10 protein-coding genes are annotated in these 13,048 nt (G+C 63.1%); 7 read left to right on the top strand and 3 right to left on the bottom strand.

Annotated elements, in window-relative coordinates:
- From sufB to MHX63_RS00545, 6 genes are all read left to right on the top strand, one after another.
- Positions 1–1,443 (top strand): Fe-S cluster assembly protein SufB, encoded by a 1,443-nt coding sequence (gene sufB, locus MHX63_RS00570; protein ID WP_239386705.1) that lies wholly within the window; start codon positions 1–3, stop codon positions 1,441–1,443.
- A gap of 5 nt (positions 1,444–1,448) precedes the next feature.
- Complete coding sequence (gene sufD / locus MHX63_RS00565) at positions 1,449–2,660, top strand: Fe-S cluster assembly protein SufD (protein WP_239386704.1); 1,212 nt, start codon at positions 1,449–1,451, stop codon at positions 2,658–2,660.
- Positions 2,661–2,703: 43 nt separating this feature from the next.
- The gene (sufC, locus tag MHX63_RS00560; RefSeq protein WP_239386703.1) at positions 2,704–3,459 is read left to right on the top strand and encodes a Fe-S cluster assembly ATPase SufC; all 756 of its coding nucleotides are present in this window, start codon (positions 2,704–2,706) and stop codon (positions 3,457–3,459) included.
- Between the two features lie 81 nt (positions 3,460–3,540).
- Positions 3,541–4,794: a cysteine desulfurase gene (locus MHX63_RS00555; protein ID WP_239386702.1), complete on the top strand. Its 1,254-nt coding sequence runs from the start codon at positions 3,541–3,543 to the stop codon at positions 4,792–4,794.
- 70 nt (positions 4,795–4,864) lie between these two features.
- Complete coding sequence (gene sufU, locus MHX63_RS00550; protein WP_239386701.1) at positions 4,865–5,326, top strand: Fe-S cluster assembly sulfur transfer protein SufU; 462 nt, start codon at positions 4,865–4,867, stop codon at positions 5,324–5,326.
- 10 nt (positions 5,327–5,336) lie between these two features.
- Positions 5,337–5,744 (top strand): metal-sulfur cluster assembly factor, encoded by a 408-nt coding sequence (locus tag MHX63_RS00545; RefSeq protein ID WP_011273558.1) that lies wholly within the window; start codon positions 5,337–5,339, stop codon positions 5,742–5,744.
- Here MHX63_RS00545 and MHX63_RS00540 read toward each other — a convergent pair.
- Positions 5,741–6,814, bottom strand: a complete 1,074-nt coding sequence (locus tag MHX63_RS00540) for a lycopene cyclase family protein (RefSeq protein WP_239386699.1) — start codon at positions 6,812–6,814, stop codon at positions 5,741–5,743. The two genes, MHX63_RS00545 and MHX63_RS00540, sit on opposite strands and share 4 nt — an antisense overlap.
- A gap of 399 nt (positions 6,815–7,213) precedes the next feature.
- Here MHX63_RS00540 and MHX63_RS00535 point away from each other — a divergent pair, with 399 nt between their 5' ends.
- A complete protein-coding gene (locus MHX63_RS00535) occupies positions 7,214–8,845 on the top strand; it encodes an ABC-F family ATP-binding cassette domain-containing protein (RefSeq protein WP_239386697.1) in 1,632 nt (543 codons plus the stop codon).
- Positions 8,846–8,854: 9 nt separating this feature from the next.
- On the opposite strand, the gene MHX63_RS00530 is transcribed toward MHX63_RS00535, so the two are convergent.
- Positions 8,855–9,598: a glutamine amidotransferase gene (locus tag MHX63_RS00530; protein ID WP_239386695.1), complete on the bottom strand. Its 744-nt coding sequence runs from the start codon at positions 9,596–9,598 to the stop codon at positions 8,855–8,857.
- A 37-nt stretch (positions 9,599–9,635) separates the two neighbouring features.
- Complete coding sequence (locus tag MHX63_RS00525; RefSeq protein ID WP_239386693.1) at positions 9,636–13,031, bottom strand: indolepyruvate ferredoxin oxidoreductase family protein; 3,396 nt, start codon at positions 13,029–13,031, stop codon at positions 9,636–9,638.
- Positions 13,032–13,048 lie beyond the last annotated feature (17 nt).

The following is a 13,048-nucleotide window of genomic DNA, read 5'->3' as shown; positions in this document are numbered from 1 at the left end:
ATGACTCAAGCTGCACAAACACCTGAAACTAAACCCCAGACCGACGAAGAGATCATCGATTCCATCGGCGCGTACGGCTACGGCTGGCACGATTCCGATGTCGCCGGCGCCTCCGCCCGCCGCGGCCTTAACGAGGACGTCGTCCGCGACATCTCCGCGAAGAAGGACGAGCCAGAGTGGATGCTGAAGCGCCGCCTGAAGGCTTTGAATATCTTCGACAAGAAGCCGCTGCCGACGTGGGGCGCGGACCTTAGCGATATCGACTTCGACAACATCAAGTACTTCGTCCGCTCCACCGAGAAGCAGGCTCAGACCTGGGAGGATCTGCCGGAGGACATTAAGAACACCTACGACAAGCTGGGCATTCCGGAGGCCGAGAAGCAGCGCCTGGTCGCTGGCGTGGCCGCCCAGTACGAGTCCGAGGTTGTGTACCACCAGATCCGTGAGGACCTGGAAAAGCAGGGCGTGATCTTCGTCGATACCGATACCGGATTGCGCGAGTACCCTGAGCTGTTCGAGGAGTACTTCGGCACCGTTATCCCGGCCGGCGACAACAAGTTCTCCGCACTGAACACGGCCGTCTGGTCCGGTGGTTCCTTCATTTACGTTCCGAAGGGCGTGCACGTGGACATCCCACTGCAGGCGTACTTCCGCATTAACACCGAGAACATGGGTCAGTTCGAGCGCACGCTGATCATCGTCGACGAGGACGCATACGTCCACTACGTCGAGGGCTGCACCGCGCCGATCTACAAGACCGACTCCCTGCACTCCGCAGTGGTTGAGATCATCGTGAAGAAGGGCGGCCGCTGCCGCTACACCACGATCCAGAACTGGTCGAACAACGTCTACAACCTCGTCACCAAGCGCACCAAGTGCGAAGAGGGCGGCACGATGGAGTGGGTCGACGGCAACATCGGCTCGAAGGTGACCATGAAGTACCCGGCCGTGTGGATGACCGGCCCGCATGCGAAGGGTGAGGTGCTCTCCGTGGCTTTCGCTGGCGAGGGTCAGTTCCAGGACACGGGCGCGAAGATGGTGCACATGGCTCCGCACACGAGCTCGAACATTGTCTCCAAGTCCGTCGCCCGCGCCGGTGGCCGCGCTGCCTACCGTGGCCTGGTGCAGGTGAACAAGGATGCGCACCACTCCGCGTCGAACGTCGAGTGTGACGCGCTACTGGTCGACTCCATCTCTCGATCGGACACATACCCGTACAACGACATTCGTAACGACCACGTGACGCTGGGCCACGAGGCCACCGTCTCCCAGGTCTCCGAGGATCAGCTGTTCTACCTGATGTCCCGCGGCATCGAGGAGGAAGAGGCAATGGCGATGATCGTCCGCGGCTTCGTGGAGCCCATCGCCAAGGAGCTGCCCATGGAGTACGCCCTGGAGCTCAACCGTCTAATCGAACTGCAGATGGAAGGATCGGTGGGTTAAACCAAATGACCACCCAACTCAACGAAACCGAAGCGACTATCACACCGGTCCAGGCTGGTACGGATCACCAGACCAAGGGTGACCGTTTCACCTCTTTCTCGGCCGCGGACTTCGCCGTGCCGCGCGGTAAGGATGAGGATTGGCGCTTCACCCCGCTGCGCGAGCTGCGCGGCCTGCACGATGGCTCGGCCGTAGCTGGCAAGCGCGCTGCGGTTGCTGTCGGTGTTTCTGATGATGACGCCCCCAACGTGACCATCGAGCAGTTGGAACCGGGCGACAAGCGTCTCGGCCGCGCGGGTGCTCCCGTGGATCGTGCCGCAGCCCAGGCGTGGGAGAACACCGAGTCCGCGGACTACGTGCGCATCTCCAGGGATGCGGCGCTGAAGGCTCCGGTGACCATCACCGTCGACGGCCCGGGGGAAGACGAGGTCTCCTACGGCACCCTGGTCGTGGAGCTCGAGCCCCACGCCGAGGCCGTGGTGTTCGTCCGCTACGAGGGCTCCGGCGCACACTCTGACAACGTCGAGTTCGTCGTTGGCACCGGTGCAAAGCTGACCACCGTGGTGTTCGAGGACTGGAACGACGATGCGGTACACTTGTCGAACTCGCACATCCAGGTTGGCCGCGATGCAACCGTGCGCCACTACTACGCGGCCTTCGGCGGCCACGTCGTGCGTTCCGTGCCGCACGTGCGCTACACGGACACCGGCGGCGACGCTGAGCTGCTGGGCCTGTACTTCGCGGATGCGGGTCAGTACTTCGAGCAGCGCCTGCTGGTGGATCACTCGATCCGCAACTGCCGCTCCAACGTGCTGTACAAGGGTGCGCTGCAGGGCGAGCCGGAGAAGGGCAAAGATGCCCGCGAGGCACGCACGGCATGGATCGGCGACGTTCTGATCCGCCCGGTTGCCACGGGCACCGACACTTACGAGAAGAACAACAACCTGCTGCTGACCTCCGGCGCGCGCGCTGATGCGGTGCCGAACCTGGAGATTCAGACCGGCGAGATCGTCGGCGCGGGGCACGCCGCCACCGTCGGTCGCTTCGACGACGAGCACATGTTCTACCTGCAGTCCCGAGGCATCGACCCGGCTAGCGCAAAAATGCTGATCGTCCGTGGTTTCTTCACCGACGTGATCAAGCGCATTCCGGAAGAGTCCATCCGCGAGCTGCTGGAGGACAAGGTCGAAGCCGAGCTGCAGCACACGGTTCTTTAAATTCATTCACCCGTCAAACACCCAAAGAAAGCTTTTACACACAATGAGCACTCTGGAAATCAAGAACCTGCACGCGCAGGTCGTCCCCGCCGACGAGAACGAGGATCCGAAGCCGATCCTGCACGGCGTTAATCTGACCATCAACTCCGGTGAGACTCACGCCATCATGGGCCCGAATGGCTCTGGCAAGTCCACCCTGTCCTACGCCATCGCTGGCCACCCGCGCTACGAGATCACTGAAGGCGAGGTGCTGCTGGACGGCGAGAACCTGCTGGACATGGAAGTCGACGAGCGCGCCCGTGCGGGCCTGTTCCTGGCTATGCAGTACCCGACTGAGGTACCGGGTGTCTCCATGGCTAATTTCCTGCGTTCTTCCGCCACCGCTGTGCGCGGTGAGGCACCGAAGATCCGCGAGTGGGTCAAGGAAGCCCGCGGCGCGATGGAAGAGCTGGCGATCGACCCGTCGTTCTCCGAGCGCTCCATCAACGAGGGCTTCTCCGGCGGCGAGAAGAAGCGCCATGAGATCCTACAGCTGGGGCTGCTGAAGCCGAAGTTCGCCATCCTGGACGAAACCGACTCCGGCTTGGACGTTGACGCGCTGCGCGTCGTCTCCGACGGCATCAACCGCTACCAGGAGCGCGAGAACGGTGGCGTGGTGATGATTACCCACTACCAGCGCATCCTGAACTACGTGAAGCCAGACCACGTGCACGTCTTCGCTAACGGCCGCATCGTAGAATCCGGTGGCCCGGAGCTGGCTGAGCAGCTCGAGGCCGAAGGCTACGACAAGTTCATCTAAGCCTGCGGTCTATCCCCCCCATCCGTTTCTTTCAACCAACCTTGCTCGCCCCAGGATCAACTGGGCAGAAAGTGTGAACTTGTGAGTTCAAACAGTTCCCTGGACACCGCGAAGATCCGCAGCGACTTCCCGATTCTCTCGCGCACTGTGCGCGACGGGAAGAAGCTGGTGTATCTGGATTCCGGAGCTACCGCCCAGCGGCCAGTGCAGGTATTGGATGCGGAGCGGGAGTTTTTGACCACCCATAACGCTCCGGTGCACCGTGGTGCCTACGAGATTGCGGAGGAGGCCACCGAGTCCTACGAGTCGGCTCGCGAGGCCATTGCGGCCTTCGTCGGCGCCGAAGACCGGGAGATCGCCTTCGCCAAGAACGCCACCGAAGCGCTCAACGAGGTCGCCTACATACTGGGCGACGTCCGGGCAGGGGAATTGCAGGTCACAGAAGGCGACGAGATCGTCGTCTCCGAACTGGAGCACCACGCCAACCTGGTGCCGTGGCAGGAACTCGCCCAGCGCACCGGCGCGACGTTGAAGTGGTACACCGCCACTCCGGATGGTCGCATCGACCTGGACAGCCTAGAGCTCAGCGAACGCACCAAGGTGGTTGCGCTGACGCACCAGTCGAACGTCACCGGCGCCGTGCTGGATGTCAAGGAGGCCGTCCGTCGCGCACGCGAAGTCGGGGCACTCTTTGTTTTGGACGCCTGCCAATCCGTGCCGCACATGCCCGTGGATTTCCACGAGCTGGATGTGGACTTCGCCGCGTTCTCCGGGCACAAGATGCTGGGGCCTAACGGCGTCGGCGTCCTTTATGGCAAGGCCCAGCACTTTGCTCAGCTACCTCCTTTCCTGACGGGTGGTTCGATGGTGGAGAAGGTCACAATGGAGCGAACGACCTTCACCGAGGCCCCGCAGCGTTTCGAGGCGGGCACGCAGATGACCTCCCAGGTCGTGGGGCTAGGCGCAGCCGTGAAGTACCTGGAGGAGCTAGGTATGGACAGGGTTGCCGCCCACGAGGCGGAGCTGACGGCCTATGCCCTGGAACAGCTGCAGACCATCGAGGGCTTGCGCATCATTGGCCCCACCGACTCGGCGGATCGCGGAAGTGCACTGAGCTTCGTCGTTGACGGTATCCACCCACACGATCTGGGGCAGGTCGTCGACGATCAGGGCGTGTGCATCCGCGTGGGCCACCACTGCGCATGGCCGGTACACACATGCATGAATGTGCAGGCTACCGCTCGCGCCAGCTTCTACATCTACAATGACCTTTCGGAGGTCGACGCGCTGGTTGCTGCCATCCGCAAGGCACAAGAGTTTTTCGGCACGGCGTAGAAGACAACGGCGTAAAAGTAAAAGCGCAGAATCGGCGATTGAGGAAAGTACTAGAGGATACTAGGCCCCTATGAAACTTGAGCAGATGTACCAGGAAGTGATCCTGGACCACTACAAGCACCCGCAGTACGCGGGCTTGCGCGAGCCTTTCGAGGTCGAAGTACACCACGTGAACACCTCATGTGGCGACGAGCTCACGCTGCGCCTGCACCTCAGCGAGGACAACCAGACGGTCGAAGACATTTCCTACGATGCGGTCGGGTGCTCCATTAGCCAGGCCTCCACGTCCGTCATGGCCGAGGAGCTGGTCGGCCGTCCCGTTGCGGAAGCCTTCGCCAAACTGGCGGAGTTCGAGCGCATGGTCACCTCCCGCGGCAAGGTCGAAGGCGACGACGAGATCATCGGCGACGGCATTGCCTTCGCGGGTGTCTCCAAGTACCCCGCCCGCGTGAAGTGCGCCCTGCTGGGCTGGAAGGCCTTCGAGGCCGCTGCCACTGAGGCTGGCGTGAGCACTAACACCAACACAGAGTAAGGAACACACCATGACTGAGAACGCAGAACCCACCGCCCCGGAGATGGATCCCTCGCCGCTGGACAAGGCTCCGGAGGGCCCGTCGGAGCGCAGCCCGGAGGACATGGCGCTGGCCGGCAAGGTCGAAGAGCACCTGCTGGACGTTATCGACCCGGAGCTCGGCATCAACGTCATCGATCTGGGCCTGGTCTACGACATTTGGATCGAGGACAAGACCGCGGTGCTGAACATGACTCTGACCTCCCCGGCCTGTCCGCTGCAGGACGTGCTGGAGGATCAGGCGCGCGATGCTGTGATCAACAACGTCGACGAGGTTTCCGACCTGCAGATCAACTGGGTGTGGACCCCGGCCTGGGGCCCGCACATGATCAACGAAGAAGGCCGCGAGCAGCTGCGTTTCCTCGGCTTCACGGTCTAACCCGCGAACAGCCTCTTACAAACCGCCCGCCCCACCGACCAGGGGTGGCGGTATAGAGGACGGAGGAACTCGTGGCGCAGCCCAGTTCCCTCCTTAAGGGCCCACATTGTACGCGCCACGGTCAGCCCGTCCTGCCCGCTTAAATAGGCCAGCTGCGCCCGTGTGTCCAAGGCGAAGAAGTGCCCAAAGAAGTCCTGAAGCGCGGCGCCGTCGGCCCGGGCAATGAGCTCCCCGCCGACCTGCCGCAGCCCATACGCCAGCCACCCGCCGGCGTGTTTGCCGTCCAGAAAACCGTCGGCAGCCTCCAGGGCATGGCCCAGCGAGTAGCCCGTCGCGGGATTGATAAACCCCGCCGCGGCGCCGAACTTTCTTTCTTTATGACGCCGCCTGGTCCCCATCGGGATCGCGACCCGTTCTTCGCGCAGTACCGTCTGGGTGCCTACGCGTTCTGCTAGGCGCGCCCGCAGAACCTCGAATACTTGCTCCTGCTTCGCCGTGTCAGCACTGCAGTGGACCGCCAGGATCGTTTCCTCGTATAGCCAGCCGTCGTCCGTGCGCTGAACGTAGCAGAAACTGGGCGAGCAATCCCCGGCCTGAGCCACCGTTCCGGTCCAATCCATGAAGGTGGGGGTGGATTCTGAAGGGGCGTCACCAAAAGGCAGGAACCATCCGACAGCCAGTTGCCACAGTGCGGCGTCCGTACGTGGGGCGCCGGTGCAGTCAATAGCCTCGACACCATTGGGAAGGCGCTCAGGTTTGATGCGCACGCCCGAGCTTCTCAGTACTTCGACCACCGCCTCCTGGTTCAGCATCCGATAGCTAAATCCGAGGGTGCGGCGGGTGAGGGGAGTACCCGCGACGACCTCCAAAGATTCTGGTGGGCCAAACAAGTGATCGGCCCAGAAGGGTATCTGCGTGGAGAACACCCCATAGGTGCCGGGGAAGGGGGAAGAGCTGTGGTCGTCGAAGGCCGGATCATAGGCGGTGACGTGGAAACCGCGCTGTGCAGCTCGAATGGCTAGAAGCGCACCGGCTGGTCCGAGGCCTTTAAGCGCGAGCCGCTGGGTCATTTTAAACCTCCGATTCAGGATTCTTACCCCCGAACTTACACAGCGGTGTTTTACTCATCGCTTCTTTAGGAAATTTTGCGGCTTAATGCATTAGCTGCATGTATAAGAATTGCCTAATAGAATAAGAAGTTTCGCAAGCTCAGGTTTAAGTTCAAGGTTTGGGGGACAGGCCAAAATCGGGTGTGACGCTTAGCCTGCGGGCACCAAACACAGTTTCTAACATAAACGTTGTCCTACTCGGTACGAACATACCGAAAGGTGGGGCACGAGAAGAAGACAACCCCGTCGGTGACACACACCGGATGCGACTCGGGACTGTGGGGGACCCGGGCAACGCGACTCCGGTGTTCATGGGGTGGGAAGGGTCGCCGGCGGGGATGGCTGATAGGCTTCTTCCTTGTGATTGTTACTAATGACCTCGAGGTTCGGGTGGGGGCCCGAACCCTGCTGAACGCACCCGGGCAGCACCTGCGAGTGCAGCCCGGCGATCGCATCGGCCTGGTCGGGCGAAACGGTGCGGGTAAGACCACTACCATGCGCATTTTGGCGGGCGAGGGCGAACCCTACGGTGGCACCGTCACACGCAGCGGCGAGATGGGCTACCTGCCGCAAGACTCCAAAGAAGGCGACATCGAACAGAGTGCGCGCGACCGCGTGCTTTCCGCGCGTGGCCTGGACCGCATCCGGCACTCCATGGAGCGCCAGCAGGAGATCATGGAGACCAGCGAATCCGCTGGACAGCGCGATGCCGCGATCCTCAAGTACAGCCGCTTGGAGGAGAAGTACCACGCCCTCGGCGGGTACGAGGCCGACAGTGAAGCCGCGCAGATCTGCGACTCACTGGGGCTGCCCGAACGGGTGCTGGACCAGCCGCTGAAGACCCTCTCCGGTGGCCAGCGCCGCCGCGTGGAGTTGGCGCAGATCCTCTTTGCAGCCACCGCCGGCTCCGGCCGTTCGCAGACGACACTGCTTTTGGACGAGCCGACAAACCACCTAGACGCCGACTCCATCACCTGGCTACGCAGCTTCTTGGCCAAGCACGAGGGCGGGCTGATTATGATCAGCCACGACGTGGAGCTGCTAGACGACGTCTGCAACAAAATCTGGTTTCTGGACGCCGTGCGCGGCGAGGCCGACGTCTACAACATGGGCTGGACCAAATACAAGGACGCCCGCGCCACCGACGAGGCGCGCCGCCGCCGCGAGAAAGCCAACGCAGAAAAGAAGGCCGGCGCGCTGAAGCAGCAGGCCGAGAAACTGGGCGCCAAGGCCACCAAGGCGAAGGCCGCCAAGCAGATGGCCGCCCGCGCAGAGAAGATGCTAGGCAATCTGGACGAGATTCGCGTCGAGGATCGCGTGGCCAACATCAGCTTCCCGGAGCCCGCCCCATGCGGCAAGACCCCTATGAACGCCAAGGGGCTGACCAAGATGTACGGCTCCCTGGAAGTCTTTGCCGGGGTGGACCTGGCCATCGACAAGGGCTCCCGCGTGGTGGTACTCGGATTCAACGGTGCCGGAAAGACCACGCTGCTGAAGTTGCTGGCGGGTGTGGAACGCACCGACGGCGAGGGAGGGATCGTCACCGGCCACGGCCTGAAGGTCGGCTATTTCGCCCAGGAGCACGACACTATCGACCCGGACAAGTCCGTCTGGGACAACGCCATCGAGGCCTGCCCCGATGCAGGCGAGCAGGACCTCCGCGGCTTGCTGGGTGCCTTCATGTTCTCCGGCGAGCAGCTGGAGCAGCCCGCCGGCACCCTGTCCGGCGGCGAGAAGACTCGCTTGGCTCTGGCCACCCTCGTGAGCTCCCGGGCGAACGTGCTGCTGCTGGACGAGCCAACCAATAACTTGGATCCGCAGTCCCGCGAGCAGGTGCTCGACGCCCTGCGAACCTACACCGGTGCGGTAGTGCTAGTCACCCACGACCCTGGCGCTGTCAAAGCTCTGGAACCCGAGCGTGTGATCGTACTGCCCGACGGCGTGGAGGATCTGTGGAGCGACGAGTACATGGAGATCGTCGAGCTGGCCTAGCCCAGCGAGCTAGCCCACCATCCCCAGCGAACTGCGGGAATGCTCCACAAAGCGTCCCAATAGCGAGTTCGCCGCCGCCGTATCCTGCCCCTCGAAGCGGGCGTAGGTCTGCGTAATCTCCGCGGGGTCGCAGTAGCCCTCGTCCTCGTAGAAGCTGAGTCGCCGGGTGATGCCCGCCGCATCCATCTCCGGGTGGAATTGGCTGGTCCAGACGTTTTCGCGGTAGCGATAGATCTGCACCGGGCAAGTCTCGCCGGTGGCCAGCAGGGTGGCTTCCTCGGGCACGCGCACCACGGAATCCTTGTGGCCCGTCAGCGCGGTGAAGCGGTCGGGGAGCGCACTCGTAATGGGATCGACACGCCCGGCGTCAGTAAGAGAAACCTCGCTGGTGCCAGCCGATTCCGAGTACAGGCTATTGACCTCGCCGTCCAGGTAGTGCGCCAGCATGGAGGTGCCGTAGCAGGTGGAGAAGATGCCGAAGCGCTGCCGTTCGGATTCGACCTGTATGAACTCCACCAGCTTCTGCGAAATCGCTTCCTGCCACTCCACATCGACCGGGCGGGTGATTGTAAACGGCGAGCCGCCGATGAACACCCCCTCCATGCCGTCGAAGCTTCCCAGATCGGCGTCGGGGTTATCCAGCGGTCGCTGTTCGAGCTCGGCGGGGGTGAGCCCGCTATAGCTGAGGAAATCGGCATATTCCGCGGCGAGCACCTCGACGCCGCTGCGGGGGCTTAGCAGTACGAAAGTCACATTCGCTACTGTAACAGACCGCTTGGTCTATTTACTATTATTTGACGCCCTCGCGCCCCAGTTTCTGCAACAACTCTTGCGCACTGTCGATTTTCTTATCCTCGAATCCCCGCACCCCATCGGCCGCAGCGGCCAATCCGGTCAGCTCCACTACCTGCTCGAGCGTGTGCAGGTTTCGCGCCCGGCTCAGGATTTCCTCCCTGTAGGCGTTCACGAGCTTCCGCTCCATCTTCCGCACCTCCGCGTAGCCGAAGATGTCCAGGCGCGTGCCACGCAGCCCCTTGGCCTTCGCCAGCGCACTGAGCACCGGGCGCATACGCGGCCCGAGCCCGATCTTGCGGTTCAGCCCCAGGGCTCGCAGCAGCGGCGGCTGGAACTGCACCGTTACTTTGCCGCCCTTCTGTGCCTCTGCAAATCCGGGATCCAGCGCCAGGCGGGCCACCTCGTACTCGTCCTTGTACGCCGAAAGCTTGTGGAGTCCGGCAGCGAAGCTGCGGGTTAGTTCTGCGGGACCATCCGGGTTCACACGGCGCTCGTGGGCGTAGACCGCACGCACATCTGTCAGGTAATCCTGGGCGTCCTGCTCAGAGCCCCAGCGGCGCATCTCGTCAAAGTACACCGCAACTTCATCCACCAGGCTCGGCTCCAGCACCTCTTCGATCTTTTCCCGAGTGCGGTCAAGGGGCTGAACTTCCTGGTACTGGGCGTAGTCGGGTTCCACGCCCATAAGTTCGATCAACGCCTCCGGGCGGCTCACTAGCTGGCGGCCGCGGCGGAAGGCCTGGATGTTGGCCTCGGCCTTCTTGCCATTGATCCGCAGGGCCTTTTCCATCGACTCCGGGGTAACCGGCAGCGCACCTGCCTGCACGGCAGCACCGATGAGCAGCATGATCTGGAACGTGGACTCGCCGAAGAGCTTGGTGGACACGCGGATCGCGTCGGTAATGATCGCCCGCTTGGCTGCATGCCCCAGCGCACCAGTAATCTGCACGCCGTCGGGACGGGTGGCCTTGACGTCCGTGCACATTTGCCCCGTAGGGGTCGCGGAGTTCGACAGCACCGCAATCGTCCGCGCTGCATTGAGCACCGACGTACTGGCGTCTTCTGCGCCCGTCACGCCGTCCAGCGCGATCAGAAGATCCGCACTACCGCGCGGCACCGTGCCTGTGTGCTGGCCAATGTCCCTGGAGATGCGCAGGTCGGAAACCACCGACCCGCCCTTCTGCGCCAGGCCCGTCATGTCCGTGCCCCGAACTGCTAGTCCATCGAGGTGCGCGGCAGTGGCGATAACGGCCGAGGCCGTCATCACGCCCGTGCCACCCACGCCCGAAATGCGTATGTTCCACGGGTGCTTGCTGTCCAGCGCACTTTCCGGAACCGGGTCGAGCGCGCTGGCGTCAATAGGCGGCACCTCGCGCTTCTCCTCGACCGCAACGACGGTCGTGAAGGCCGGGCAATCACCGGACAGGCACGAACGGTCGGTATTACAGCTGGTCTGATCCACGCGGGTCTTGCGGCCAAACTGCGTGTCCACTGGCTGCAGGGAAAGGCAGCCGGACTTCTCGCCACAGTCGCCGCAGCCTTCGCAGATGCGCTCGTTGATCACGATTTTCTCGGTCGCTTCGGCACGTTGGTTGCGGTTGCGGGCGCGACGTTTCTCGGCGGCACACTCCTGGTCGTGGATTAGCACGGAGACCCCCTTTTGAGCCTCCAGCTCCTTTTGCACCTTGGCCAGGTCCTCGCGCGGGCGCACCTGCACGCCGGACCCCCGCAAAGCACGTCGTGTGCGCCGCACATCGTCACTAGTCACAACGATCCTGGCCGGATTCTCTGCCCGCACCATGTCGACCAGCCCCGCCAAGCTCGGCTGCCCGACAGGATCTTGGCCGCCGGTCATCGCCACCGTGCCGTTGTGCAGTAGCTTCAGGGTTGCGTTTACCTTGGACGCCACCATTGCCCGCAGTGCCAGCGATCCCGAATGCAGGAACGTTCCGTCGCCCATGTTTTGCACGAAGTGCTCCTCGGACACGAAGCTGTGCATTCCGATCCAGTGTGCGCCCTCGCCCCCCATCTGTGCGGTGCCCATGATCTTGCCTACGCGCTTGTCGTCCATCAGCATCACCATGGCATGGCAGCCGATTCCGGCTCCCACCAGAGTGTCCTCATCTGCGCGGGTGGAGAGGTTGTGCGGGCAGCCGGAGCAGAAGTGGGGCACGCGGTTGGGGACCGCTAGTGGCAGGGAGATACGCGTTGGGCCGCTCGTCACGCCAGCAACCTCGATACCTTCGTTGCGCAGGAGCTTGGGCAGCTGCTTCAGCGGGTCATTCACATGCTCGATCGTGGGACGCACCGGGAGGTCGTAGAGGCAAGCACGGACGGACTCCAGCAGATGGGTGCCGAGCTCCTCGGCCACCACCAGAGTATCCAGTCCCTCACAGAAGCGCTCTAACTCTTGCGGGTCCAGCGGGTACGTCATTGCCAGCTGCAGGACTCGCAAGTGCGCCTCACCCACGACCTCCGCTACCTCCAGGGAGGTGTTGCCCGCACAGATCACACCCACGCGGTCGCCGTCCCGCGCGCCCCACCAGCGGTTCAGCTGGTGCTTGCGGGCGTATTCCAAGGCGCGATCCAGTCGCTCCCCCACGCGGGTATCCTCCAGATCCAGCAGTCGCTTGCCCAGCAGGCGCGCTTCCGGAACATGCTTGCCGCCCTGCTCCAGGCCACGGGCCGCCGTGGCTGTGCGGATAGCCTCCAGATCAACGCTGGCCGAGCCGTCGGCCACAGGGGTGGTGATGCGCAGCGCCGTCCACAGTCCGCTGTAGCGTGACATCCAAACCGCGTGGGTTCCGAGGCGCAGCACGTCGCCCGCGTCCGCCGGCACGAGGGTCGGCAACCCCAGATCCGCCAGGATTCGCCCGGAGGCCGAGGGAATCGTCGAGGACTTCGCCGTCGGGTCATCGCCTACGAAGGCCACCGCACCACCCGTGCTGGTGGTGCCGGTCATATTCGCGTGTCGCAGCGCATCGGCCGCCCTATCCAGTCCCGGCGCCTTGCCGTACCAGTAGCCGACCACGCCGTCGATGCCTTCCTTGACCGTCGCCCGATCCGTCATCTGCGATCCCGCTACGGCGGTGACGCCCAGCTCCTCATTGACAGCAGGGAAGTGCTGCACATCAAACTGGTCGAGCAGCGATTTGCGGCGCCCCAGCTCGAGGTCGTATCCGCCCAGTGGGGAACCTTCGTAGCCGGAGACAAAGCTGGAGGTTCTCAGCCCGATCTCGCGGTCAGCCTCCGCGCGATCCAGCACGGTGCGCACGAGAGCCTGGATGCCGGTCAGGTGGATGTGGCCAGTCTTCTCCCTGTAGCGCGACTGGGTGTAGTCGGGAAGGTCCTGGGTGGTGGAAATTGTGTCGGGGATGAAGGTGGAGGTCATCGCTGTTCACCCTTTCG

It is taken from the genome of Corynebacterium sp. ACRQK (genome assembly GCF_022345965.1).
Lineage (GTDB): Bacteria > Actinomycetota > Actinomycetes > Mycobacteriales > Mycobacteriaceae > Corynebacterium.
This window is presented reverse-complemented; position numbering and strand designations above follow the sequence as displayed.